This is a genomic window from Bacillus paranthracis (genome assembly GCF_024296885.1).
Lineage (GTDB): Bacteria > Bacillota > Bacilli > Bacillales > Bacillaceae_G > Bacillus_A > Bacillus_A paranthracis.
Genome location: NZ_CP101135.1, coordinates 3977077 through 4002985, shown reverse-complemented (window position 1 = coordinate 4002985; position 25909 = coordinate 3977077). Strand labels below are relative to the sequence as shown.

General features: G+C 35.1%; 32 protein-coding genes and 2 riboswitches. Of the genes, 20 read left to right on the top strand and 12 right to left on the bottom strand.

The genetic code is table 11. The features are described 5' to 3' along the window. Positions 1 to 17 precede the first annotated feature (17 nt). The 4 genes from NLJ82_RS20710 to metI form a co-directional block, all read right to left on the bottom strand. Complete coding sequence (locus NLJ82_RS20710) at positions 18 to 308, bottom strand: ArsR/SmtB family transcription factor (RefSeq protein WP_000894375.1); 291 nt, start codon at positions 306 to 308, stop codon at positions 18 to 20. 433 nt (positions 309 to 741) lie between these two features. Beyond that, positions 742 to 1254: a cysteine hydrolase family protein gene (locus NLJ82_RS20705; RefSeq protein WP_000379160.1), complete on the bottom strand. Its 513-nt coding sequence runs from the start codon at positions 1252 to 1254 to the stop codon at positions 742 to 744. Between the two features lie 158 nt (positions 1255 to 1412). Continuing rightward, a complete protein-coding gene (gene metC / locus NLJ82_RS20700) occupies positions 1413 to 2576 on the bottom strand; it encodes a cystathionine beta-lyase (protein ID WP_000122291.1) in 1164 nt (387 codons plus the stop codon). Next, the gene (metI, locus tag NLJ82_RS20695; protein WP_000103877.1) at positions 2573 to 3685 is read right to left on the bottom strand and encodes a cystathionine gamma-synthase/O-acetylhomoserine thiolyase; all 1113 of its coding nucleotides are present in this window, start codon (positions 3683 to 3685) and stop codon (positions 2573 to 2575) included. The genes metC and metI overlap by 4 nt, the downstream gene beginning before the upstream one ends. 93 nt (positions 3686 to 3778) lie before the next feature. Continuing rightward, positions 3779 to 3888: riboswitch (SAM riboswitch) on the bottom strand. A gap of 203 nt (positions 3889 to 4091) precedes the next feature. Further along, positions 4092 to 4201, top strand: a riboswitch (SAM riboswitch). A 71-nt stretch (positions 4202 to 4272) separates the two neighbouring features. Here metI and NLJ82_RS20690 point away from each other — a divergent pair. The 6 genes from NLJ82_RS20690 (at position 4273) to NLJ82_RS20665 (ending at position 11970) form a co-directional block, all read left to right on the top strand. Next, positions 4273 to 6105 carry a bifunctional homocysteine S-methyltransferase/methylenetetrahydrofolate reductase gene (locus NLJ82_RS20690; RefSeq protein WP_000770334.1) on the top strand — a complete coding sequence of 611 codons (1833 nt, stop codon included), beginning with the start codon at positions 4273 to 4275 and terminating at the stop codon, positions 6103 to 6105. Beyond that, on the top strand, positions 6105 to 9503 hold the full coding sequence (metH, locus tag NLJ82_RS20685) for a methionine synthase (RefSeq protein ID WP_000649712.1): 3399 nt from the start codon (positions 6105 to 6107) through the stop codon (positions 9501 to 9503). The genes NLJ82_RS20690 and metH overlap by 1 nt, the downstream gene beginning before the upstream one ends. Before the next feature lie 18 nt (positions 9504 to 9521). Further along, a complete protein-coding gene (gene murG / locus NLJ82_RS20680) occupies positions 9522 to 10580 on the top strand; it encodes an undecaprenyldiphospho-muramoylpentapeptide beta-N-acetylglucosaminyltransferase (protein ID WP_000724749.1) in 1059 nt (352 codons plus the stop codon). Positions 10581 to 10676: 96 nt separating this feature from the next. Beyond that, the gene (locus NLJ82_RS20675) at positions 10677 to 10937 is read left to right on the top strand and encodes a DUF3966 domain-containing protein (protein ID WP_000817964.1); all 261 of its coding nucleotides are present in this window, start codon (positions 10677 to 10679) and stop codon (positions 10935 to 10937) included. A gap of 90 nt (positions 10938 to 11027) precedes the next feature. Continuing rightward, entirely contained in the window at positions 11028 to 11402 is a 375-nt protein-coding gene (locus NLJ82_RS20670) for a nucleoside 2-deoxyribosyltransferase (protein WP_001012348.1), read from the top strand. A 79-nt stretch (positions 11403 to 11481) separates the two neighbouring features. Beyond that, positions 11482 to 11970 (top strand): hypothetical protein, encoded by a 489-nt coding sequence (locus NLJ82_RS20665; protein WP_000764271.1) that lies wholly within the window; start codon positions 11482 to 11484, stop codon positions 11968 to 11970. 36 nt (positions 11971 to 12006) lie between these two features. Here the strand turns inward: NLJ82_RS20665 and NLJ82_RS20660 are convergent, their stop codons facing one another. Beyond that, positions 12007 to 12318 (bottom strand): hypothetical protein, encoded by a 312-nt coding sequence (locus NLJ82_RS20660; RefSeq protein ID WP_001093243.1) that lies wholly within the window; start codon positions 12316 to 12318, stop codon positions 12007 to 12009. Between the two features lie 254 nt (positions 12319 to 12572). On the opposite strand from NLJ82_RS20660, the gene NLJ82_RS20655 reads away from it, so the two are divergent. Then, positions 12573 to 12788, top strand: a complete 216-nt coding sequence (locus NLJ82_RS20655) for a DUF3912 family protein (protein ID WP_001008331.1) — start codon at positions 12573 to 12575, stop codon at positions 12786 to 12788. 87 nt (positions 12789 to 12875) lie between these two features. Next, a complete protein-coding gene (locus NLJ82_RS20650) occupies positions 12876 to 13283 on the top strand; it encodes a hypothetical protein (protein ID WP_000877911.1) in 408 nt (135 codons plus the stop codon). Between the two features lie 174 nt (positions 13284 to 13457). On the opposite strand, the gene NLJ82_RS20645 is transcribed toward NLJ82_RS20650, so the two are convergent. From NLJ82_RS20645 to NLJ82_RS20635, 3 genes are all read right to left on the bottom strand, one after another. Beyond that, on the bottom strand, positions 13458 to 14852 hold the full coding sequence (locus NLJ82_RS20645; RefSeq protein WP_001094339.1) for an L-cystine transporter: 1395 nt from the start codon (positions 14850 to 14852) through the stop codon (positions 13458 to 13460). Between the two features lie 107 nt (positions 14853 to 14959). Beyond that, positions 14960 to 15202 (bottom strand): DUF2626 domain-containing protein, encoded by a 243-nt coding sequence (locus tag NLJ82_RS20640; protein ID WP_000440719.1) that lies wholly within the window; start codon positions 15200 to 15202, stop codon positions 14960 to 14962. 125 nt (positions 15203 to 15327) lie between these two features. Continuing rightward, a complete protein-coding gene (locus NLJ82_RS20635; protein ID WP_000434102.1) occupies positions 15328 to 16023 on the bottom strand; it encodes a helix-turn-helix transcriptional regulator in 696 nt (231 codons plus the stop codon). A gap of 205 nt (positions 16024 to 16228) precedes the next feature. On the opposite strand from NLJ82_RS20635, the gene comGA reads away from it, so the two are divergent. The 10 genes from comGA to NLJ82_RS20585 all read left to right on the top strand — a co-directional run bounded on the left by comGA (position 16229) and on the right by NLJ82_RS20585 (position 21844). Further along, on the top strand, positions 16229 to 17272 hold the full coding sequence (gene comGA / locus NLJ82_RS20630; RefSeq protein ID WP_001013206.1) for a competence protein ComGA: 1044 nt from the start codon (positions 16229 to 16231) through the stop codon (positions 17270 to 17272). After that, positions 17265 to 18296 (top strand): competence type IV pilus assembly protein ComGB, encoded by a 1032-nt coding sequence (comGB, locus tag NLJ82_RS20625; protein ID WP_000473553.1) that lies wholly within the window; start codon positions 17265 to 17267, stop codon positions 18294 to 18296. Before comGA ends, comGB begins: the two co-directional genes overlap by 8 nt. 11 nt (positions 18297 to 18307) lie before the next feature. Next, positions 18308 to 18607 carry a competence type IV pilus major pilin ComGC gene (gene comGC, locus NLJ82_RS20620; protein WP_001178694.1) on the top strand — a complete coding sequence of 100 codons (300 nt, stop codon included), beginning with the start codon at positions 18308 to 18310 and terminating at the stop codon, positions 18605 to 18607. Further along, positions 18604 to 19059: a comG operon protein ComGD gene (gene comGD / locus NLJ82_RS20615; RefSeq protein ID WP_000810387.1), complete on the top strand. Its 456-nt coding sequence runs from the start codon at positions 18604 to 18606 to the stop codon at positions 19057 to 19059. Before comGC ends, comGD begins: the two co-directional genes overlap by 4 nt. After that, a complete protein-coding gene (comGE, locus tag NLJ82_RS20610) occupies positions 19052 to 19354 on the top strand; it encodes a competence type IV pilus minor pilin ComGE (RefSeq protein WP_000829518.1) in 303 nt (100 codons plus the stop codon). The genes comGD and comGE overlap by 8 nt, the downstream gene beginning before the upstream one ends. Next, positions 19324 to 19794, top strand: a complete 471-nt coding sequence (comGF, locus tag NLJ82_RS20605; protein ID WP_000923058.1) for a competence type IV pilus minor pilin ComGF — start codon at positions 19324 to 19326, stop codon at positions 19792 to 19794. The genes comGE and comGF overlap by 31 nt, the downstream gene beginning before the upstream one ends. Further along, a complete protein-coding gene (gene comGG, locus NLJ82_RS20600) occupies positions 19791 to 20162 on the top strand; it encodes a competence type IV pilus minor pilin ComGG (RefSeq protein ID WP_000595196.1) in 372 nt (123 codons plus the stop codon). Before comGF ends, comGG begins: the two co-directional genes overlap by 4 nt. A gap of 175 nt (positions 20163 to 20337) precedes the next feature. Beyond that, on the top strand, positions 20338 to 20988 hold the full coding sequence (locus tag NLJ82_RS20595; RefSeq protein WP_000183848.1) for a 2OG-Fe(II) oxygenase: 651 nt from the start codon (positions 20338 to 20340) through the stop codon (positions 20986 to 20988). A gap of 119 nt (positions 20989 to 21107) precedes the next feature. Further along, positions 21108 to 21605: a shikimate kinase AroK gene (gene aroK, locus NLJ82_RS20590; RefSeq protein ID WP_000836625.1), complete on the top strand. Its 498-nt coding sequence runs from the start codon at positions 21108 to 21110 to the stop codon at positions 21603 to 21605. Positions 21606 to 21643: 38 nt separating this feature from the next. Beyond that, complete coding sequence (locus tag NLJ82_RS20585; RefSeq protein ID WP_000106079.1) at positions 21644 to 21844, top strand: YqzE family protein; 201 nt, start codon at positions 21644 to 21646, stop codon at positions 21842 to 21844. 67 nt (positions 21845 to 21911) lie between these two features. On the opposite strand, the gene NLJ82_RS20580 is transcribed toward NLJ82_RS20585, so the two are convergent. Next, positions 21912 to 22544, bottom strand: coding sequence for a VC0807 family protein (locus NLJ82_RS20580; protein ID WP_001073103.1), 633 nt, complete (start codon positions 22542 to 22544; stop codon positions 21912 to 21914). Positions 22545 to 22684: 140 nt separating this feature from the next. Continuing rightward, on the bottom strand, positions 22685 to 22801 hold the full coding sequence (locus tag NLJ82_RS20575; protein ID WP_002028452.1) for a hypothetical protein: 117 nt from the start codon (positions 22799 to 22801) through the stop codon (positions 22685 to 22687). A 73-nt stretch (positions 22802 to 22874) separates the two neighbouring features. Here NLJ82_RS20575 and NLJ82_RS20570 point away from each other — a divergent pair, with 73 nt between their 5' ends. Continuing rightward, positions 22875 to 23102, top strand: a complete 228-nt coding sequence (locus tag NLJ82_RS20570; RefSeq protein WP_000032703.1) for a hypothetical protein — start codon at positions 22875 to 22877, stop codon at positions 23100 to 23102. 104 nt (positions 23103 to 23206) lie between these two features. Next, a complete protein-coding gene (locus NLJ82_RS28680) occupies positions 23207 to 23338 on the top strand; it encodes a hypothetical protein (RefSeq protein ID WP_000064661.1) in 132 nt (43 codons plus the stop codon). 35 nt (positions 23339 to 23373) lie between these two features. Here NLJ82_RS28680 and NLJ82_RS20565 read toward each other — a convergent pair whose 3' ends face one another. Continuing rightward, positions 23374 to 24168 carry a YqhG family protein gene (locus NLJ82_RS20565; RefSeq protein ID WP_001183969.1) on the bottom strand — a complete coding sequence of 265 codons (795 nt, stop codon included), beginning with the start codon at positions 24166 to 24168 and terminating at the stop codon, positions 23374 to 23376. Next, positions 24155 to 25837, bottom strand: coding sequence for a DEAD/DEAH box helicase (locus NLJ82_RS20560; RefSeq protein WP_001100019.1), 1683 nt, complete (start codon positions 25835 to 25837; stop codon positions 24155 to 24157). Before NLJ82_RS20560 ends, NLJ82_RS20565 begins: the two co-directional genes overlap by 14 nt. Positions 25838 to 25909 lie beyond the last annotated feature (72 nt).

Genomic DNA, 25909 nt, shown 5'->3' with positions numbered 1-25909 from the left:
TCTCTGTCTATGAGTCCCTAACCCAATAATACGCGAACGAGTTGAATAATTGTCTCGTTTTCTACTTTGTAATAAATTTCCAATCCTTTTCTTTCACTTGAAACGATTTTAGCACTTTTTAACTTTGCTAAATGCTGTGAAATTGTAGATTGTGGCATGTTTAAGCCAGTGTACATTGTAGAAACGTTGCTTGGACCGCGTTCAATTAATCCTTTTACAATACATAAGCGAACAGGATGAGCAAGTACTTTCAATAATTCTGCATTGCTTTCATATAGTTCTATTTCTTTTTGAAAGGTTTCTAACATGTTCTTTTCCACCTCCGTGTGAGCTGTTATACCATACTATACATACCAAAAAATTAAAGAAAAGAAAACAGTTGTTGCAGAAAAACATTCCTAAAGTAAAGAAATTGTAAGAAAAGAGACCCTGATGTAAATAAAGTAGATAATTTAGCACGGTTTTGTAAAATGACATTTTTGGGTGAAAATTTCGATGCGTTTTAAAAATTGAAAGATATAGATATATTTGTAACACAATTTTATCATGATTTTCTTATTCTTTCAAATGAATATACTAAATTTTTAAAATAATATGACAAAGGAATTATAATGTTATATATAGAATATAAAACAGGTTAAAAGAAAAGAAGCCGAATGTAGTCAGCTTCTTTATGGTGAAAATGAAATGTTTGAATATAGCTGATAAATCTTAGAATTACCAAGACGTTAGTTATGTATTCTAGATTTCATCTTTCATCAATTTTAAAAATCTGTGGTTCCATATATTTTCATAAAAATCAATTGTCTCTTTTGCGGACATAAACGGATTATTTAACGTAGAGGTTGCTTTCTGGAACATGAAGTTTTCGTACCCTAGTCCATGGGCAAATTTAATCGTGGTATCCATACAGTACTCTGTTTGGGCACCACAAAATTCAATACGGTGTACAGATAATTGATCTAAAATCTCTTTTAAGTTTGTGTTATAAAATGAATTGGCATGTGTCTTTCTTACAAAAAAATCTTGTTCTTGAACATCTAAATCAGCATGAATAGCCCAAAGTTCTTTTTCGGGTACTAAATCATCATCACAATGTTGAACGAAAAGAATTGGTTTATTTGATTTTCTGTATGAAGAAATTCTTTTATTTACTTTTGTAAGTAAGTTTTGTAAGTCAAATAAATGTTCTTCGCTATAACATACTCCATTTTGTAGATCGATAACGATTAAAATATCTGCACAAGTATCCATTATTTTTGCCCCTTTTTTACTTCTTAATATATCAATTAATTCATTACTTGGAAATGGATGTACTCTTTCTTTTTTTATGAACTATACGAAAAGTAAAAAGTATAATCGAAAACATAAAAAGAAGATATGAAAATTTAATTTCATATCTTCTTTTCGCTCTATGCATTTACAGGTTCTTCTACATAAGAAAGGGCGTTTTCAAAATCGGATATTAAATCGTCAACATTTTCAAGACCGACGGATAGCCGAAGTAATGAATTTGAAATCCCTCTTTCATCACGAGCTTCTTGCGATAGTGCTGCATGTGACATTTTAGCTGGGTAGGAAAGGATCGATTCGACAGCCCCTAAACTAACCGCAAAGACAGGTAATTTTACTTTTGATAAAAATTGGCGAAGTGCGTCTTCTGATTGTAAAGTGAAAGATAGGACAGCTCCTGCTGATGTAGCTTGAGATTGTTGAATGTTAAATCCAAGATGTGTTTGTAATCCTGGATAATAGACATTTTGAACTTTAGCGTGCTCTTGTAAATAGTGTGCAATTTTATTGGCATTAGCAGCTGAATGCTCAAGACGTACATGCAATGTTTTTAGACCACGAAGTACGAGAGAACAATCTTGCGGGCCTAGAATAGCGCCGAATGAATTTTGTAAAAAGCCAAGTTTTTGAGCGAGATCGGTATCTTTTACAACTGCTAATCCGGCAGTAACATCACTATGACCGGCAATGAATTTTGTGGCACTATGAAGAACGACATCAGCGCCAAGGTCAAGTGGTTTCTGGAATAGTGGTGTCAAAAATGTATTATCAACAAAAGTAAGGGCGCCAATAGATTTTGCAAGTTTAGAAACAGCACGAATATCTGTCACTTTTAAAAGTGGATTGGAAGGTGTTTCTACATAAAAGAGTTTTGTATTTGGCTTAATGTTTTGCTTTATTTCTTCTAAATTGGTCATATCAACAAATGTATGTGAAACACCGTAACGGGAGAGAACTTCAGTTATCATTCGATAAGTTCCTCCGTATACGTCTTCTGAAATGAGTACGTGATCACCTTGTGAAAGGAGGAGGAATGCAGTAGAAATCGCTGCAATTCCTGATGCGAAGGCAAATCCTTTTGTTCCGCCTTCTAATAAAGCAATGATGTCTTCAAGAGCTTCACGAGTTGGATTGCCTGACCTGCTATAGTCATATTTCCCGAACGTATCTACATCAAATTGGTGAAATGTTGATGTGTTATAGATGGGAACGTTAACAGCTCCTGTTTGCGAGTCATGTTTATATTGGTTGTGCAGTAAGAGTGTATCTATAGAATAACTCATATTCTTACACCTTCTTTTACAAGTTTAATGGCTTGCTGTAAGTCTTGAATTAAATCGTTACTATTTTCAATACCAACGGAAAATCGAAGAAGACGATTACATACACCGTTTGCTGTTCTAATTTCTTCAGGAATATCAGCGTGTGTTTGTGTTGCTGGATATGTCATTAAACTTTCAACACCACCGAGACTTTCGGCAAATGTAATTAAGGATAAAGATTGTAAGAATGGATTAATCCATGTTTCATCTTTCAGACGAAACGAGATCATGCCGCCTCTTCCAGGATAAAATACATCTGTTACCCCATCCTCATTATTTAAATAAGCAACAACTGCTTTTGCATTTTCTTCATGTTGTCTCATGCGAAGCGCTAACGTTTTCATACCACGGATTAATAGCCATGAGTCAAATGGACTTAAGACCGCACCAGAGGCATTATGATAATGAGCGATTTCCTCACAAAGTTCCTTTCCTTTTGCAACGACAAGTCCGCTTAGTACATCGTTATGACCACCTAAATATTTCGTTGCACTATGAAGTACGATATCGGCACCTTCTGTTAATGGCTGCTGTATATAAGGTGTGTAGAATGTGTTGTCTACAATAAGAAGTAGTCCGTGTCTTTTCGCTACAGTTGCAACAGCGGCAATATCGGTAACTTGCATTAATGGATTAGTTGGAGTTTCTATGAAAATAGCCTTCGTTTTCGTTGTGATGGCTTGCTCAATTTGTTTAATAGATTGTGTATTTACGTATCTACATCGAACGTTCCACTTTTTTTCGTGCTCAGAAAATAATCGATAAGTGCCACCGTATAAATCTTCAGAAACAATAAGTTCGTCTCCAGAGCGGAATAGGGAAAGGACAAGAAGAACGGCTGCCATCCCTGAACTACAGGCATAACCTTGTTCGCCGCACTCTAAGTCTGCGATTGCCTGTTCTAATAGGCCGCGCGTTGGATTTCCAGTTCGTGAATAATCAAATCCAGTAGATTTACCGATTCCTTCGTGACGATAAGCAGTTGAAAAATAAACAGGTGGATTAACAGTTCCTGTTGTAGTTTCACTCCGGTTTCCGATTTGCGCTAATTTTGTTTCGATAGTTGACATGTGAAAATTCCTCCTTTTTAAATTGAACCATTAGTTGAATATAAAATAAAAAAGCCTTCTAAGAAGAAGGCTTTCGGTTTGAATAGAGTCTTCTTCTCATCTGTCAAATCTTTCACAATTTGCTGGAATTAGCACCTTATTAACAAATGTTAATGGTTGCTGAGGCGTCATAGGGCCAGTCCCTCTACCTCTCTAGATAAGAATGTTCGTATGAAATTTTATTATGTTTTTAACTTTACAACAAAAGATAATTGAATTGCAACTTTATTTTAAATAATTTTTATTTTTCCGCAAGTGTCATTGACTTTTGTATTTGTGCGTGCTAAATTTATAAAAAAATTAACAAACATTGTTAAAAGGGGAACGCATTTCCTTTTAGCTACATAAATAAAATAATAAAGACAAACTCTTATTGAGAGCGGTGGAGGGAAAGGCCCTGTGAAACCCGGCAACCTTCAAACGAAATGTTTGAAACGGTGCTAATACCTGCAAAACGAATGTTTTGCATAATAAGAGGAGGATCGATTATGTCCCCCTCTTCAAAGTGAAGAGGGGGGTTTTTATATTGATAGAAATGAGGGAGATTTGTGAAATTACTAGATTTATTATCAAAAGGAATTGTAATAGGTGATGGTGCGGTTGGGACGTTATTACATTCACATGGTTTGCAAAGTAGTTTTGAAGAATTGAATATATCTGATCCAGATTTAATTATATCGATTCATAAGCAATATGTAGCGGCTGGGGCAGATGTGATTCAAACAAATACGTACGGAGCAAATGAAGCGAAATTACGTATGTATGGATTAGAAAATCAAGTTACTGAAATTAATAGAGCGGCAGTAAAATTGGCGAAAGCATCTGTTACAGACAGAAATGCAATTTTAGGCACAATTGGTGGTATGAAACATATCGGGGCGGTTACGACAACTGATATGGAGCGAGAATTTATGTTACTGGAACAGGCAAGTGCATTATTAGAAGAACAGGTTGATGGACTGCTATTAGAGACTTTTTATGATGAGTTTGAATTACTTCATGCTGTCCAGGTGTTACGAAAAGAAACAAATATTCCAATTGTAGCGCAATTGGCGTTACATGAGGCGGGTACGACTCAAAATGGAAATGATGTAAATGAAATATTAAAACAACTTTTAGATTACGGTGCAAATGTTGTTGGATTGAACTGCCAACTAGGGCCACTTCATATGACGGAAGCTTTTAAAATGATATCGATTCCGAAAAATGGTTACTTGTCAGCATATCCAAATGCAGGTCTCCCAAATTATGTAGAGGGACGATACGTATATGAGGGAAGTCCAGCTTATTTTGAAGCGATGACACCGAAATTTATTGAGCAAGGTATTCGGTTATTGGGCGGTTGTTGTGGCACGACTCCAGAGCATATTGAAAGTATGAAACGTGCTACTCTAAATGTTACGCCTGTAATAGAAAAGGATACGGTTCAAAGACCGAAAGTAGTTCATACACATGAGAAACGTTCAAAAGCTCATGTCACTTTAGCAGAGAAAGCAAAAAAACAAACGACCGTAGTAGTGGAATTAGATCCACCAAAAACGTTAGATACGCAGCGGTTTTTTGAAGGCGCAAGAGCATTGAAAAGAGCTGGAGCAGATGCTATTACTCTAGCAGATAATTCATTAGCATCGCCCCGTATCTCGAATATGGCAATGGGAGCATTATTAACGAAGCATGATATTCCGGTATTGACGCACTTAACATGTAGAGACCATAACGTCATCGGACTACAATCTCATTTACTAGGATTATCAGCGTTAGGCATGGAAGAAGTGTTAGCTTTAACTGGAGATCCAGCGCGCGTTGGTGATTTTCCAGGTGCCACTTCTGTATATGATTTGTCCTCTATCGAGCTCATTAAAATGATTAAAGAAATGAACGATGGGCGTTCCGTTTTAGGGAAATCCATTGGACCGGCAACAAGGTTTTCTGTGGGCGGTGCATTTAACCCGCATGTAAGACATTTAAAAGCAGCGGTTAAGCGAATGGAACGGAAAATAGATGCTGGAGCAGAATATTTCTTAACGCAGCCAATCTATGATATCGCGTTAATTGAAGAAGTGTATGAAGCGACAAAGCATTTAGAACAACCTATTTTTATTGGGATTATGCCATTAATAAGTAAACGGAATGCAGATTTTCTTCATTTTGAGGTGCCAGGTATTACTTTACCTGAAGCAGTAAGAGAGAGAATGGATGGACATGAAACGAAAGAGGCAGCAATTGAGGAAGGGATTCGTATTTCTCAAGAATTAATCGATGCGGCGATGAAATACTTTAACGGCATTTATCTTATTACACCATTTTTAAAATATGAAATTACAGAACATCTTGTTAAATATGTGAGAGAAAAGCAAGAAGTGAAAGAAGGTATTAATTGATGAAATGTATAGAAGAAAAATTACAAAATAACATCTTACTATTAGATGGTGCAATGGGAACGATGATCCAGCAAGAGGATTTAACTGCGGAAGATTTCGGAGGAGAGGAGTACGAAGGGTGTAATGAGTATTTAGTAGAAACAAGACCAGATGTTATTTTAAAGATTCATAAAGCCTATATTGAAGCTGGAGCGGATATTATTGAAACAAATACATTTGGGGCAACCAATATTGTACTAAGTGATTATGAGTTATCTCATTTAGACGAGGAGCTAAATGAGAAGGCAGCGCGTTTAGCGAAGCAAGCAGTCGAAGAAAGCGGGAAGGAAGTATATGTTGCGGGAGCAATGGGACCGACAACGAAAGCGATTAGTGTTACTGGTGGTGTAACGTTTGAAGAATTAATTGGAGCTTATACGCGGCAGGCAAGAGGATTGTTGAAAGGAGAAGTGGATGTATTACTCGTTGAGACGAGTCAAGATATGCGTAACGTGAAGGCTGCTTATATTGGAATTCAAGCGGCTTTTGATGAACTAAATACAGTTGTACCTATCATGATTTCGGGAACGATTGAACCGATGGGAACGACTCTAGCTGGGCAAACAATTGAGGCTTTTTACTTATCGGTAGAACATATGAAGCCATTATCTGTTGGATTAAACTGTGCGACTGGTCCGGAGTTTATGAGAGACCATATTCGTTCTCTATCTGATTTATCGGAGTGTTACATTTCTTGTTATCCAAATGCAGGTCTTCCTGATGAAGATGGACATTATCATGAATCTCCATCCTCGCTTGCCGAGAAAGTGAAGCGATTTGCAGAAGAAGGATGGGTTAATATTATCGGTGGTTGTTGTGGTACAACACCAGAACATATAAAAGCAATGAAATCCGCATTAACGTCTCTTAAACCTCGTGAACAGCAAGAGAGAGCGGGACATGGGGTTAGTGGATTAGAGGCACTGCAATATGATGACTCTATGAGACCGTTATTTGTTGGTGAAAGAACAAATGTTATTGGATCACGTAAATTTAAAAGATTAGTAGCAGAAGGGAAATTTGAAGAGGCTGCTGAAATCGCTAGAGCGCAAGTGAAGAAAAATGCTCATATTATTGATATTTGTATGGCAGACCCGGACCGCGATGAAATAGAAGATATGGAAAACTTCTTGGCAGAAGTTACGAAAGTGTTAAAAGTACCGATTATGATTGACTCAACAGATGAACATGTGATGGAGCGAGCTCTTACTTATATTCAAGGGAAAGCTGTTATTAATTCAATTAATTTAGAAGATGGAGAAGAGCGATTTAAAAAAGTGACACCGCTTCTTCGTAAATATGGTGCTGCAATTGTAGTTGGAACAATCGATGAAGATGGAATGGCAGTAAGTGCGGAAAGAAAACTAGAAATTGCGAAAAGAAGTTATGAGTTATTGACGACGAAATATGGTATACGCCCATCAGATATTATTTTTGATGCACTTGTATTTCCTGTAGGGACAGGTGATGAAGAGTATATTGGCTCGGCGGCTGCGACGATAGAAGGGATTCGCCTTATTAAAGAAGCATTACCAGAGTGTTTAACGATTTTAGGTGTAAGTAACATATCATTTGGTTTACCACCAGCTGGTCGCGAAGTGTTAAATTCCGTCTTTTTATATCATGCAACGAAAGCAGGGTTAGATTACGCGATTGTAAATACGGAAAAATTAGAGCGCTATGCGTCAATTCCTGATGAAGAAAAACGCCTTGCAGATGCATTGCTTTTTGAAACGACGCAAGAGACGTTGGAGAAATTTACAAACTTCTATCGCGTGGCAAAAAAGAAAGATGTTGTTGTCCAAGAAACATTAACACTTGATGAAAGGCTCGCAAATTACATTGTAGAAGGTACGAAACAAGGTTTACACGAAGATTTAAGTCTCGCACTTACAGAAGGAAGAAAACCTTTGGATATTATTAATGGCCCACTTATGACAGGAATGGATGAGGTAGGAAGATTATTTAATAATAATGAGCTTATCGTTGCTGAAGTATTGCAAAGTGCTGAAAGTATGAAAGCTGCTGTAAGTTATTTAGAGCCACATATGGAATCTAGCGATAGTGCGAAAAAAGGGAAAGTATTATTAGCAACTGTAAAAGGTGATGTGCATGATATTGGGAAAAATCTCGTTGAAATTATTTTAGCAAATAACGGATATGAGATTATTAATTTAGGAATTAATGTTCGCTCGGATCGAATTGTGCAAGAAGTACAAGAAAAGAAGCCTGATATTATAGGTCTTTCTGGTTTATTAGTAAAATCGGCTCAACAAATGGTAACGACTGCTGAAGATTTAAAAGCGGCGGATATTGATATTCCAATTGTTGTAGGCGGGGCAGCGTTAACGAGAAAGTTTACAGATAATCGCATTTCGCCATCTTATAAAGGGCTCGTATGTTATGCGAGTGATGCGATGACGGGGCTGGATATTATTAATAAGCTTCAAAAAGAAGAAGAGCGTGAGAAGATGAAGCAGGATAAAAAAGAACGTCATCTTCATATCGTAACAAAAGAAGAGAAGAAAGTAGAAATTCCAGCAGTAATTGAGCCATTACCGAAGGCTGAGGTTATCGTACCGGATTCAACAAAACGAATTGTATTAAGAGATGTTCCTGTTTCACATCTCACGCCATTTCTAAATAGACAAATGCTGCTTGGACATCACCTTGGCCTAAAGGGAAGTGTGAAGAAACTTTTGCGAGAGGGAGATAAAAGAGCGCATGAATTAAATGATTTAATAGATGAATTATTGCAGGAAGGACAATCTTGGTTAAAACCGAAAGCAGTGTATCAATTTTTCCCAGCGCAAAGCGACGGACAGAATATTGTAATATATGATCCAGAAGATCATACGCGTGTTATAGAGCGTTTCACATTCCCAAGACAAGGAAAAGCACCATATCGTACTTTAGGTGACTATTTACGCCCAGTTGGAGATGAGATGGACTATGTTGCTTTCCTATCTGTTACGGTTGGAGAAGGTGTTCGTGACATTGCTGAAGAGTGGAAGGCGAAAGGTGATTATTTACGCAGTCATGCTATTCAATCGTTAGCGCTTGAACTAGCAGAAGGACTTGCTGAAAAAACACATATGCTCATTCGCGATCGCTGGGGGATTCCAGATTCGCCAGAATTGACGATGGAAGAACGCTTCCGTACGAAATATAGAGGGATACGAGTGTCCTTCGGTTATCCAGCATGTCCAGAACTCGCAGATCAAGAAAAGTTATTTCGCTTAATTCATCCAGAGGAAATAGGTATTTCATTAACGGAAGGATTTATGATGGAGCCAGAAGCGTCTGTAACGGCTATGGTATTTTCTCACCCCGAGGCAAGATATTTTAGTGTATTATAGTCTAGAAGGGGGAGACGTATGAAAAAAATAGTCTTTACAGGTGGCGGTTCGGCAGGGCATGTAACACCTAATTTAGCCATCATTCCACATTTACAAGAACAAAATTGGGATATTTCTTATATTGGTTCTCATCAAGGAATTGAGAAAACGATTATAGAAAAGGAAGGCATTCCGTACTATAGTATTGCGAGCGGAAAGCTACGCCGTTATTTTGATTTAAAAAATATAAAAGATCCTTTTCTTGTGATGAAGGGTGTTATGGATGCGTATGTAAGGATTCGAAAACTAAAACCAGATGTAATTTTTTCAAAAGGTGGTTTCGTATCTGTACCAGTCGTAATTGGAGGATGGTTAAACAGGGTACCAGTTTTATTACATGAATCTGATATGACGCCAGGACTAGCAAACAAAATTGCGCTCCGTTTCGCTTCAAAAATATTTGTTACATTTGAAGAAGCTGCGAAACATTTACCGAAAGAAAAAGTAATTTATACAGGATCTCCTGTACGTGAAGAAGTACTAAAGGGAAATCGTGAAAAAGGTTTAGCATTTTTAGGTTTTTCACGTAAAAAGCCAGTTATTACAATTATGGGAGGAAGTTTGGGCGCAAAAAAAATTAATGAAACGGTTCGAGAAGCGTTACCAGAACTTCTGAAAAAATATCAAATTGTTCACCTTTGCGGAAAAGGTAATCTTGATGATAGTTTACAAAATAAAGAAGGATATAAACAATTTGAGTATGTACACGGAGAACTGCCAGATATATTAGCCATAACAGATTTTGTTATTTCACGTGCGGGGTCCAACGCTATTTTTGAGTTTTTAACATTGCAAAAGCCGATGGTTTTAATTCCACTATCGAAATTTGCAAGTCGTGGAGATCAAATACTAAATGCAGAGTCTTTTGAGAGACAAGGATATGCTTCCGTATTGTATGAAGAAGATGTGACTGTGAAATCTCTTATAAAGCATGTCGAAGAATTAAATCAAAATAATGAAGTGTATAGAACAGCTCTAAAAAAATATAATGGAAAAGAAGCAATTCAAACAATCATTCAACATATTTCAGAGGCATGATGAAACAATCATGCCTCTTTTAGTAGGATGAAAGATTCCAAGAAACGGTGTTTTTATGTTACAATAGCAAATGGATTAGTAGGGAAATTCCAATTAATGAAGCGTGAAAATACGAATGGATTAGGAGTGACTGTGTTGGAGCTAAGTCTCTATGAAAATACTGCACTTATTATATGCTTTGTGTTGTACGTTGGTAGTGTTATTGTTTATATTTCAAGGAAGTTTTCGCAAGAAAGAGAGCTTGAAAAATCAGAGATAACAGCTGAACTAGAAATGTTAGCTGATGAAAGTTATAAAAAGCAAAAAATAAAAGAAGATCATGAAGCATCCCATCATTTAAACGCAAATAAGTTTTAAAGATGGGGATTTTTTTTGAAGTCGTTTTTTATTATATAGCAAGTAACGCTAAAAAGGAGTTTCCCGTATATAAAGAAGGGGTGTATATAAATGAATTTTTATATCGCTTCAGGATTCCAAAATAAACATCTTGTACGTTCTGTAGCAAATGAACTGAAATATGCAGGATGGCACCATACATATGATTGGACAAGAAACGAAAGAGCTGTGAATCAAGAGCAATTAAGAGAAATTGGTCAGGCAGAAAAGAATGCTATTAAAGAAGCGGATATATTTTTACTTATATTAGATGGCGGAAACGGGAGCCATACAGAGTTTGGAATGGCGATCGCGTTAGAGAAAAATATATATGTATATCATGAAGGAAATCCGCTCCAAACAACGTTCTATCATTTGCCAGAAATAAATATTTTTGAAGGAGATGCAGCAGAATTTGCATCTTATGTTATGAATCATGTGAAATAATAGTAACTATCTAAAAGGTTATAAAAGTGATCTTTTGGGTACAGTGATGATAAGAAACATATATAAAGGAGTACATAATATGAAATTAGAAAATGGATGGGAAACGAGCTTTTTAGAAGTCGTACAAAATAGCGAATTTAAGAAAGAGGCACTTCTTAGCCAATTACTTTTTGCAGATAGTGAAGAAGTTGAGGAGCTTGTAGATGATTATGGTTATGAAGAAATTATTGACCGCGAACATGATGATGAATTAGCTGATATTTTAGGAGAAGAACTTTTTAGTGAGATGGAACGACACGTATTCTTATCTTCACAGTCAGAAGAAAAACTTATTTCATTCGTAAATGGATTAGGTTTTCATGTGTTAGATTGGATCGTTCTTCTTGAAACAGAATTTGGCATCGATAGTGCACACTTTACGTCGGATGCTGTGAAAATGTTAGAAAAGCGTTTCAGACAATTTCCATACATAGAAGATAAAACAATTTTTGACATGACATTTGGAGAAGCAATGGATGTATTAGAGTCTATTACAGGATTACAACTGAAAGAAAAGATGAACGTATAATGTAAAAAAAGAACGTGATCACCTCACGTTCTTTTTTTACATTATAATAATTTTATCATCTAGTTTCGTTTGTCCGCTAAGAAGTGCGTTTAAATATTCCACTTTTCTTATACAGGCTTGTATATGTCTTTCAACCTCTTGTAACTCTGCTTGGTGATGCGTTTCAATAGGATGAATTTGTACGTTGAATTTTTCAAATTGACTACTATATGTTATTTCTGCATAGCCGCTCATAATATCTGTTTCGTTATGAAATAAAAATTGCTTCGTTTTGTCACAGAATGATACATTCTGAAAGCCATATACTTTTAATGCTTCAATTACTTTTTTTATCATTTTTGTATTCATTTTTTTTAACCCTCTTTACGAAGTTCTACTTATACATTATAACATAAAAAATTACATAGAAAGCGCTTCCAAGTGTATTTTATTATAAACTTTACGTTTCAATCACAAAAATGAAACAAAGAAAAAATAATTGTAAAGAAGGAAGGACTCTTTTATTGTTTCGTCATATATATAGAGAAATAGTGCAATGAAAGGAAATTTTCCGAGGTGGAGATCGTATTTCCAATTTGAGCGCAGTAAAAGAGGTGAAGATCTTGAACTTTGATATTGTAGGACAAAAAGCATATATAAAAGATGGACCGCATCGGAACCGAATTGGAATTGTAAAGAAAAACGAGACAAAATTAGAATCGCAGTTTGCTATTGTAATTGGAGAACAAATCATTGAGGTAGAGCTAAAAGATATCGTGTTAGTTGGAGTAGACGTAGGACAATTTCATAAATGGTGCGAACAAAATGGTTATTTGTGAAAAGGACGGGCTGTGAGATAATGAAGTATATGTGAGGAAAGAGAATATGTTATTGTATTCTCTTTTTCTATGTGTAAGGAGACGGAGATGAAGTATACAGAAAGAGATTTTACATTGGAGTTAAAAGAGAACATTCAATGCATGGAGAAGGAAATAGAGAGAATAGCATTTAAACTTTTTAAAGATTATTCACATTTGTACATAGAAAAAAACATGGAATTATTTATAGAACTCATCAGAGATAAAGAAAATCCTTTTGAAACAGGATATTCTTCATCAATTTCGATAGCTGTATTAGATGAAGAAGGAAAGATGATTGAATTTTATACAGTTCCTATCTGGGAATGTTGTAGTTATTTTTTAGGAGTACCGCTTCAAATAAGGTTTTGGGGAAATAAGTTAAGTGGTGAACTTGTTGATGAATCTTATTGTGAGATAGAGGAGGAGTTAAAGGAGCGGTTGGAAGAATTTTTACAGTTTGCAGATGAGGAATAATAGTTAATCTGTAGTTTATAATTAATAGTTATTAAAAAAATGAAAAACGGTGTAATTTCTTTATATCTGTACATAGTGTTTGAAACAATATGTTATGCCTTATGTATAAAAGATAAAGAGGAAGATGAAAAGAACTAAAAAAGGACGCTAACCGTTTTGTTAGCGTCCTTTTCATTATGAAGCAATTTCACCAGTTTTTGTATCATCTTGATTGTACGTATCTTGATCTAATTCACCAAGCCATTTACTAGAAATAAGACCTGCTGTCATAGAACCACTTACGTTAAGAGCTGTACGCCCCATATCGATTAATGGTTCAACTGAGATAACAAGAGCGACAATACCGATTGGTAAGTTCATTGTAGATAGTACGATTAACGCTGCGAATGTTGCACCGCCACCAACGCCGGCAACACCGAATGAGCTAATAGCAACGACAGCGATTAAAGTTAAAATAAATTGTGGTTGTAATGGATCAATTCCTACAGTTGGAGCGACCATCATTGCAAGCATTGCTGGATAAATACCTGCGCAACCGTTTTGTCCGATAGATACTCCAAATGAGGCTGCGAAGTTTGCAATCCCTTCAGAAATACCAAGTTTTTCTTTTTGAGCTTCAATATTTAATGGCATTGCACCAGCACTAGAGCGAGATGTGAATGCAAATGTTAATACAGGGAACACCTTTTTCAAATATTGAATTGGATTTAAACCAGATAGAGCAATTAATAATAAGTGGATAACGAACATTACGATAAGTGCCACGTAAGACGCTAACACGAAGTTACCAAGTTTTAAAATAGCATTTATGTCGCTACCAGCAACTGTTTTTGCCATAAGAGCTAATACGCCGTATGGAGTAAGACGTAAAATTAATGTTACCATACGCATTACAATTGCATATACAGCATCAAGCATTTTCTTAAATAGCTCTGCTTGTTCTGGATATTTTCGTTTTACACCTATAAAGGCGATGCCGATAAAGGCTGCAAATATTACAACAGAAATTGTTGATGTTGGACGAGCGCCTGTTAAATCAAGAAATGGATTTGTAGGCAATAGTTCTAATAATTTATCTGGAATTGTTGTTTTTTCAATAGAAGTAAATCTTTCTTCAACTAGCTTCAGACGAGCAGATTCTGCATCACCTTGTTGCAGACCAGTTGCAGATACATCAAATCCTGCACTTGCAGCGATACCGACAGCTGCAGCAATTCCTGTAGTCAGAATTAAAATTCCGATAATAAGACCACTAATTTTACCAAGGTTTTTCGTTAACTGTAATTTTGTAAATGCTGAAATAATAGATACTAAAATAAGTGGCATAACGATCATTTGAAGTAACTTCACATAACCGTTACCGATTAAGCCAAACCAAGTATTTGATTCAATAATTACTTTAGAAGTTGGCTCATAAATAAATTGTAATATAAGGCCGAAGATAATTCCGACTCCTAAAGCGGTAAATACACGTTTATTAAAAGATACATGCTTACGTTGCATATAATATAATACGCCAACTAAAATGAGCATGACTGCAACGTTAATTCCGACAAGCAGTGTATTCATGATGATTCCCCCTAATTCCAATCTGTTATATAGAATATAAATCAATAAAACCTATAAGTCAACTAGGGAATTCCGGAATTAAAAAAAAGATGGCAAAATGCCATCTTTTAATGTCCAGCCCCAGGGACAAGTAAAAATGTCGTGTAGTATGTAAATCCTATGAAGAAAACAGTTAAATATGCCCCGAATACGTATATATACATACGCTCTGTTAAATTTAAATAGCTTAAAAGTACGAAGAATCCTGTTTGTCCTAAAAATAGTAGTGCGGCCTGTTGCATATCCCCTACGTAAAACATAACCGAGAAAATTCCAGTCCAAAAGCCGAGAACGCGAAACATGCGCTCCATGCCATCTCCCTCCTTTTCTAAAAAAAGTAAACCTCACTTCATTATAGTTTATTTTTCTTACTATTGTAAATATTCGTTCATATAAAAAGAAGCCAATTATAATTGGCTTCTTTTTATATGAGAAATCAAATTGTTAGTTTATAATTACAAGATTTACATCCATCTAGTAAACTATCATTTCGTGTTAATTCCGTGTTAGGGAATAGGATTTCAAAAATCCCTTTCATCATATCCCCGTGCATATTACAAATTTCAGTTGGGTGATGGACAGCAACTTCTTTAAATGGACAATTGTGTACATCATAGAAAATTTTCGTTCCATCTGCACTTAATTCAAATGCAGGTGATAAGCCAGCTGTCGAAAAGGCTTCTTTTGCAATTTGAATTTTTTGTTCAACTGTTAAGGCATCTTCACTCACATTTAAACGCTGCATATGTTGTTGCATTAATTCGGCCCCGAATTGTTTCCCTGTTTCGTAGAGCGCTTTTTCACCAGCAGCTCCAAGGCTAAGTAAAGAATTAAACGCTATTTTTGCTAATAATTGATAATCACGGAATGGGAATTGTAATTGGATAACATCTTCAGATAATACATATAATCTGCTTGGTCGTCCGCCTTTTCCAGTTTTCTTCGTTTCAGATTTCAGCATATGAACATCTTCTAATTTAGATAAATGTAAACGCGCTACGTTTGGATGAATGTCAAACTCATCAGCAATTTCTTGTACAGTTACGTAACTATGTTTTTGAGAAATATATTTATAAATGTAATAACGAGTTGGGTCAGCTAAAACACCTGTAATTTTTAAAGCTTGTTCCATGAAGATCTCCACCTTTATCACTTTATCCAAGATAATAACATTATAATACAGATAAACATGGGTATAGGTAATTTTAGACAATAATTCGGAAATTGTTCATAATTTCACAAACATATTTTTCCTTTTTTATCTAGTGAAAATGCAAAAATACCGATTTTTCAGATGGATTTCTTCATGCTATATACATAGTGGGGAGGGAAAAATGATGAATGGAATTGAAAGCTTTGCGAATACGATTTTGAAAGAGGCGTGTAGGGTACAAGCTTCGGATTTACATATTGTGCCCCGGAAGAAGGATGTAGTGATTCAACTACGCATAGGGAAAGATTTAATGACGAAACAATACATTGAAAAGGAATTTGGAGAAAAACTTGTTTCACACTTTAAATTTTTAGCATCCATGGATATAGGGGAGAGGCGGAAGCCACAAAATGGTTCACTGTATTTACAAATGGATGGACAGGAAGTGTATTTACGTCTTTCCACGCTTCCAACTGTATATCAAGAAAGTCTCGTTATTCGTCTTCATTTACAAGCATCTATTCAGCCGTTATCTCATCTTTCGTTATTTCCAAGTACAGCGAAGAAACTACTTTCTTTTTTACATTATTCCCATGGGTTACTCGTATTTACTGGACCGACTGGATCGGGGAAGACAACAACAATGTATGCATTATTAGAGGTAATTAGAAAAAAGAAAACACGCCGCATCGTTACACTGGAAGATCCAGTTGAAAAAAGAAATGACGATGTATTACAAATTCAAATAAATGAAAAAGCAGGTATCACATATGAGGCGGGACTAAAGGCTATTTTGCGTCATGATCCAGATGTTATTTTAGTGGGTGAAATTCGTGATGAAGAAACAGCAAAAATCGCTATAAGAGCAAGTTTGACTGGCCATTTAGTAATGACGACACTGCATACGAATGATGCGAAAGGAGCAATACTTCGGTTTATGGACTTTGGCATAACAAGGCAAGAGATTGAACAATCTTTATTGGCTATAGCTGCACAGCGACTTGTTGAATTGAAGTGTCCGTTTTGTAAAAGAAAGTGCTCAACTGTATGTAAATCAATGAGGCAAGTAAGGCAAGCGAGTATTTATGAGTTGTTATATGGATATGAGTTAAAACAAGCGATTAAAGAAGCAAACGGGGAATGTGTCACGTACAAGCATGAGACATTAGAGTCTTCGTTGCGAAAAGGATACGCTTTAGGATTTTTAGAAGAGGATGTTTATGTTTAAGAAAATATGGAGTTTAAGTGATCAAGTAATATTACTGAAACGATTAGGAGAACTATTAGAAAAAGGATACTCTCTTTTGCAGGCATTAGAATTTTTACGGTTTCAATTACCTTTAGAAAAGAAAGTACAATTGCAGCGCATGATTGATGGATTAAAAAATGGAAAAAGTCTACACGATTCTTTTCATCAATTAAAGTTTCATCAGGAGATGTTAAGCTATTTATTTTATGCCGAGCAACATGGTGATATTTCTTTTGCGTTGCAACAAGGGAGTGCACTTCTTTATAAAAAGGATAAGTATAGGAAAGATATGATGAAAATAATGCAGTATCCTATGTTTTTGGCGTTCTTTTTAATAATCATGATTTTGATTTTTAACCGCATTTTATTACCACAAGTTGACATGGTATATAGTTCATTTGGTTCTACAGCACCGTTATTCACAGAACAAATATTAAGTACAATTAAGCTACTACCCTATCTTATTTTTAGCACTATTTTTATTGTTATGGTGGGTTGTAGTGTATATATATTGTACTTTCGGAAACTCCCGCATATGAAGCGAGTAAAAATTATGCTTCGTATCCCCCTCGTAAAAACATTTCTTATTTTAAAGCATTCGCATTATTTCGCTACTCAATTGAGCAGCTTATTACACGGAGGACTATCAGTACTTGAGGCTCTAACAATAATGATGGAGCAAAAGTATCAGCCGTTCTTTCAGTATGAAGCGGGCCGAGTTAAACACCAATTAATTGCGGGAGAACCGTTGCAATCTATTATTGCTAAAAGCGGATATTATGAGGAAGAACTTTCTTATATTATTACACATGGTCAAGCAAACGGTAATTTGGCGATTGAATTAGGTGATTATAGTGATCTGATTATGGAAAAGATGGAGCAAAAAATTAAACGTATGTTAGTGATTATTCAACCGATTTTATTTACGTGTATTGGAGCAATAGTTGTTCTTATGTATTTAGCGATGATTATGCCAATGTTTCAAATGATGAATTCTATATAGGAGGCATTTACATGCAGAATGAGGAAGGGTTTACCCTTTTAGAAATGTTATTAGTTATGGTCGTCATCACTGTATTATTACTATTAATTATTCCAAATGTAGTTACGCAGCGCTCATCCGTCGAAGGAAAAGGATGTAAAGCCTATGTGAAATCTATAGAAGCGCAAATACAAGTATATCAACTACAACATAATAAAATTCCCTCGCTAAAAGAGCTAATTGATGGGAAATATATTACAAAGGATGAGTGTCCGAATGGTGAAGCTATTCATATTTCCAATGATGGCACGGTAACAAGTGGGAAACTGTGAAGCAAAAAGGTTTTACACTTTTAGAAATGCTACTCGTTTTATTTGCTATTTCTGTATTAAGTATGGTCACGTATTTTCATGTACATTCATTATACGAAAAACAAAAAATCGAACAATTTTTAAGACAGTTTTCAAATGATATTTTGTATATGCAACAATTAGCTATAAACCGTCAAAAACACTATACATTACGATGGCATAAAGATAGACATATGTATTATATAGGGGAATCGAGTACGGATCATTCTATCATTAAAAGAGAATATGATAGCGATATACAATTGGATTTGAATACTTTTCCAAATCCGATGACATATAATCCGAGTGGAAATATTAATAGAGGTGGCACGATTTTACTTTCGTATCGAAGTTATAAATATGAGATTGTATTCCAGCTTGGAAGAGGGAGATTTACGTATCGTGAAATGTCAAAAAGGGTCAGTGATGGCTGAAATGCTTGTAGCATTAAGTATAGTAATGATGATGGTATCTTTACTACTTCCGCAAACAGTATTGATTATGCAAGAACGAAAAAACATACAAATTCGTTATAAGGCATTTGTATTATTAAAAAAAGAAGCAGCTTTATATATGTATGAGAATGAGGCAAAACAACAGAAAGAAAAAGTCATAAATGGAAATGTATATTACACATATTGGGGAGGAAATGAAGTTTGTGCGATGTGGAAAGATGTGAAAGGAAAAATGATGGAACAATGCTTTTATGCGGGAGAAAAAATGAATTAGAAGTTGGATTTACATTAATTGAAATGATTGTATGTTTTTTTCTGTTATCGCTTTTCTTTTTACTCTTACCACGTTTAAGCTTTATTGGAATAGAAAACAAGCAATCAAAAGGGTTAAATAATTGGGAATGGGATGTGTTTGTAGGACAAGTACAGTTAGAGTTTCGTGAAGTATCATTTGTGGAAAAAATAGTTCCTGAAAATAGAGAGAGTATGTTGCGCTTCCGTCTTCGCACTGGAGATGAAGTGACGTATGAAAAATTGAATAATCACCTTATAAGAAAAGTGAACATGCGCGGAAGAGAAGTTATATTACAAAATGTTGAAATGGTTTCGTATGAAGTAACACCTCATTTGCTCTTTATCAATGTGAAAGATAGGAGCGGGAAAAAATATGAAGGTGTAGCTATAAGGTATAGCGAAATGGGAATACATGTATGATAAAACAAGATGGATTTACGATGCCAGGAACAATCATTTTTCTTATATTATTAACTTCGTTCTTTATATACGAAACGAATATGTTGCTTATAGATAAAAAATTTTATATTGAAATAGAGCAAAAGTTTGTACTGGAGGAAATACTAAATCAATCTATTACAAATATAAAAAAAGACTTACGGCAAAAAGAAAAGGAAGATACTTTTTTCTTTTCATATGAAAAGGGCGAAGCGAGTGGAAATTACGTATTTGAAAACGACGTTATTCTCGTTTCATTGCAGTGCAAAATAAAACAGGAAGTTTTCTATAAAGTAAGCTTTCGGTATAGAAAAAAAGATGAGAAAATATTCGATTGGATAGAAGGATAGTATGTGAAATATATGGATAAAAAACCATTATTTATCATTTGAAAATAGGCTGTTTTTTAAAAGGAAATGGATAAATAAAACAATTAAAAGTTTAAATTTTCTCAAAAAAGAGAAGGGTAGAAAGAATATGATATATTCATGCTATCCAATCATTATTTTTAGGGAGAATAGGGAAATGACAAACAACAATCAAATAGGTGAAAATAAGGAACAAACTATTTTTGATCATAAAGGAAATGCAATTATGACAGAAGATAGGGAAATACAAATTATTTCAAAATTCGAAGAACCTCTTATTGTCGTGTTAGGAAATGTATTAAGTGATGAAGAGTGTGACAAATTAATTGAATTGTCTAAAAATAAATTAGCACGTTCTAAAGTTGGTTCATCACGTGATGTAAATGATATTCGAACGAGTAGTGGTGCATTTTTAGATGATAATGAACTTACTGCGAAGATTGAAAAACGAATTTCATCTATCATGAATGTTCCTGTTTCGCATGGAGAAGGATTACACATTTTAAATTATGAAGTGGATCAACAATATAAAGCACACTATGATTATTTTGCCGAACATAGTAGATCAGCTGCTAATAATCGTATTAGTACGCTTGTCATGTACTTAAATGATGTAGAAGAAGGCGGAGAAACTTTCTTTCCGAAATTAAATCTTTCTGTGCACCCTAGAAAGGGAATGGCAGTATACTTTGAGTATTTCTATCAAGATCAATCACTAAATGAGCTTACGTTACACGGAGGGGCACCTGTAACGAAAGGTGAGAAATGGATTGCAACGCAGTGGGTGAGAAGAGGTACTTATAGATAAAGCGAGTATGTTACGTTTTGTTCTTCAGTGTATAAGAAGAACAAAACGTTTTTTTATTAAATAAAGTAGCATCTTTCGTTATAATAACAAGTAATACATGACGATTGAGAGGAACGAAAATGAAATCTATATACATAACCGGCTATATGGGAGCTGGGAAAACAACAATTGGAAAAGCATTAAGTAAAGAACTTCATATGGATGTTATAGATACAGATCAAAAAATTGAAGAGAAGCAAGAGAAGGAGATTCGTGATATTTTTGCCGAAGAAGGTGAAATGGCTTTTCGGGAATATGAAAGTGAGATGTTACGTTCACTACCTGTTGAAAATGTAATCATTACAACTGGCGGCGGAATCATTGAGCGAGAGGAAAACCGAAAGTGGATGAAGGAAAATGGAACTGTCGTGTATTTATATTGTGATCCACATGTAATTGCAGAAAGGCTTCGTGAAGATACGACACGTCCACTATTTCAGAAGAAAGATATAGATGCATTTGTAATGAAATTCGAATTGCGCCGAGCTTATTATGAAGAGGCCCATATCCATATTGATACGACGAATAAGTCTGTAAAGCAAATTATGGATGAATTAAAAGAAAAGATTAATGAATAAAAAAGTGGACATACTAATCAAGTAGAGGTGATGATAATATGTCTACTAATGATTATGTTCGCTTTGTGACACAGCAGTTTGTGTCGTATATGGATGCTCCAAAAGAAGATCGTAAACAAAAGAAAGAACAACGCCGTGCTGAAAAAGAGCCATTTATGAATAAGTGGTTTGGTGTTATGCCGCTAAGTGCTGCTTTGTTTTATCAAAACGTAAAAAATAAAAGAAAAAAATCAAGTTAAAGATTTCGTAATATGTGTAGCAAAATGAAAATCCCCTAGTAGCATCATACTACTAGGGGATTTTCATTTACTGCATAGACTCTTTTTCTTCTGTAACGGCATGTATTTTATTGTTCACCCAGACAAATCCAATTCCGATACAAATGGAAATACCCCATCCAACGGCGGTCATAATTGCTCTCATTTCACCGTAGCCATCTACACCGAAAACAGAGATGAAATAAATTTTTAAGAAGCTTTTTAATATGAATTGTAGACCGAAAAAGAGCGTTAAATATTGCAATGCTGGATAGATACGACTATCACGATACAGTTCACGACTTTTATCACGGTCATGGCCTTGCAGTGCAGCAATATCTGCTGCGAAATATAACATAATTGGTTTTTTTATAAAAATTGTGCATATAACGATAATACCGAGTACGATGTGATAATACGCATCGTTCCACAACATTCGTTCAGCTGATCCAGATAATAGATCTACCGTTGTATTAGAAATGAGTGTAATTAAAATAAAGAACCCTGTTACGTTAAACTGTTTTTCTTTTTTAAAGGTATACAGTGTATAAATAATCCCCGGAACAGAGGAAAGTAACATTGCGTAATAAGGATCGATATAAGGTTTTGCAAATTTCCAAATGAGGAATGGGATTACGAGATAAAAGACAAGATCTAATATAGCTTTTTTATTTTGATTCATACAAATCCTCCTTAAGTCATACATATATTTTATAATATAATTTCTGAAAATTGTATAAGGTTTAATAGGAAAAGGAAAAATATATCACTTTTTGAGGGAGTAGTAGATTGAAAAAAATACCCCTAGCGTAGTAAGTTTTTTTAGTATATAATAAAGGAAACGCTTTCATTTCTAGTTTGTTCACAAAATGGACGGAAAATCACATATTTACTATCGATATGTTGCTTTATAATGAAACTAATTAAATATACATGCATACAATATTGTGAAATAAATAACATAAATAATCTATATAAATGTAAACGTTATCAAAAGAGAGAGGTGGAGACAATGAGTAAATTTTTCTTCAATCATAATCCAGCAACAGTAGAGGATGGAAGGCTTGTTAAGTATGCTGAAATTATTTATGGAGAAGGTGGCCGTTCTGTATTAGAAAATTTAATGGTGAAGGCATCTATCAGATTGCGTGATCGTTATCCGAATAAATCTGACGAGCAGATCTCGAACCTAGTAAATAAAGGCATCCATGATATGTTTCAAAAATATGTGAGTAAGTAAGAAGTAAGAGTAGCTAACGGCTGCTCTTATTTTTTTGTATAAGGATGGTGCCTCTAGCTGAAAATAAGGGTGTATTTTGAAAGATATAAAAAGGAGGGGAAATAATGAGCAATGGAATTGGTCGTTCAAAAGAAAATCTTCCAACTGATGCTAATCATGTGAGTGCAAAGGATCGTGCGCATCAAAAACGCATGGCAAAGCAAAAACAACAAGAGCGTAATGGCGATAGAGGATAACTCAAAAAAGCTCCTTCTAAAACAGAAGGGGCTTTTTAAGTTAGAAAATGATTCGCGGTAACATAAAAGAGTCCACCGTTAATAATTTGTACTGTAATGCGGGGTTCATATTGTTCTTGCAGTGCTTGTTTTTCAATTTCATAGCTTTCAGGAAGTTCATCACTTTCTTCATAAAAACGATTTAAAAGGTCCAAATCGTGATTCCAGCGCACTCTTGCTTCTTTCGCCCACGTATGGTCATCTTCTGCAATAATATTTTTTAAAGCATCCTCTATACGTTGTAAACCACTTTGCGGTTTAATAATAGGCGAGAGCGTAAAACAAAAGTCAGGTATTTTCGGTGTAAGTTTAATTTTAGTTAATGTTTCATGAAAGTTTGCAATCATTGTGCCAGAAATAAGATGAATGCCAATCGAGTGGAGGATATCTTTTTTTCGATCACATTGATAGGAAACTTTTATATTTACACCGAGCCACGGATGGAGCGGTGTATGTGTTGCTCCGCTATGCCGTACTTCCTCATATAAGCGTATGTAAGAGCCTAATTCTTTTGTCGTTTGAAAAATTTGATGAAGACGTGGTGAACCGTAGTGAATAAGTTCACCATCGTTTTCTTCATTTTCTGGATTTGTAATAAGAGTAAGGCGCATCGGATTCGGTACGCCTCCTGTCTTCTCAAGATAGTGCCAATAAAAAGGACGGTTCATTAATAATTTATCCATCTCAATTGTTAATTGCACATCCAATAGATGAGGAGAACGTTCTAAAATTTCACAGTTATTCGCCTCAAAAAAATTGTATAAGTAATTATGAATTTCATGTTGCTGCATAGCCTTGCACCTCAGCTTCATTTCGCTTCGCAAAGTCGATAATAGATGTTAAGTTTTCCATCTTAATTCGGATTTCTCCTTCGCTTTTTGATTGCGCAAATATTTCTTGAATGTGTGCGTCGATGTTTTTCATATTAATTCTCGTTAAAATTTCATCAAGTTCACCGATCACACGCTCAAATAAATTAATTTTTTCATATAACAGTTTCAAAATATGTTCTTCAACAGTGTGTTTTGTAGCTAAGTTATAAATATGAACATCATTCTTTTGACCAAGGCGGTGAATACGTCCGATTCTTTGTTCAAGGCGCATTGGGTTCCATGGTAAATCGTAATTGATCATATGGCTACAAAATTGTAAGTTAATTCCTTCACCACCAGCTTCCGTTGCGATTAGCACTTGCGCATGATTTTGGAAAAGTTCCTTCATCCAATCTTTCTTTCCCCGTTTAAATCCGCCGCGGAATGGGACAGAAGAAATACCGTGCTGTTGTAAAAACCATTGTAAGTACATTTGTGACGCTCGGTATTCTGTGAAAATGACGACTTTATCGTCAATTTCTTTTATAAGCTCTAGCGCTTTATTTGCTTTTGAGTTAAAAGGAATACGGTTAATTTTGTCCATTAGCACATCAATATGCGGATCTTTTACGTAATTCTCATTTTCCTTCTGTCGTTTTTCTACATGTTTTTTTAATGAATAGTAAACGGCCTCGCGACTACTACACGCTTCCCGTTTTAAAGTTAATGATGAGAAAGCAGATGTGAAGGCGTCTTGTCCTCGCCAATTTTCGATATCATTATATAGAGCTTGCTCTTCTTCATTAAACTCAACAAAAATTGTACGTACATGTCTCTTTGGCCAATCAATCCCGGTATTATGACGCCGATTTCGGACCATTACTTTGTTAATAAGAGCTTTTAAATCTTCATCAGATTCGGCTGAACGATTTTTTGAAGCATAATATTCTTCAAAATTGGATTGATTGCCTAAATGTCCTGGTTTTAATAAAGAAACGAGGTTGAAAATTTCATCAATCTTATTTTGAACAGGAGTAGCGGTTAATAATAAACAAAATTTCTTTTTTAATCGCTGTGCAAATTCATAGTTTTTTGTTTTATTATTTTTAAGTTTATGTGCTTCATCGATAATAATAAGGTCATATTCTAAGTTCAAAACGATATCACGATGTGGGGAACGTTTTGCAGTATCAATTGATGATACAATCACATCGGCTTGTTCCCACGAGTAGCTTTTCTTTTGAGCTACAGCTGGAATGAAAAACTTTGTATTTAATTCGTATGCCCATTGTGATACGAGAGAGGCTGGAACGAGTATAAGTACTTTTTTCACAAGGCCGCGGACCATATATTCTTTTAAAATAAGTCCAGCTTCAATCGTTTTTCCAAGTCCTACTTCATCTGCTAGAATCGCTTTACCATTCATTTGTTCAATAACATTTTGAGCGACTTCTAATTGATGAGGCAGTGGTGTGAAATGGGATAAATGTTTCGGTGCTTGTAATCCATCAAAAGTAGGAACAAGTAATGATTTTTCTGTTTCATAAGCTAAATGATATAAATCCCAGTTTGTCCAAGGACCATCTTCGTCAATTCTATTTAAAAAATTGTTTTGCCACGTTCGATCTATGGAAATATCGACATTCATTACGACTCTCCCACCTTTTATAAATTAAAGTAATATATGAAAAACTCTTTACTATATAAGCCTTGTAATAAG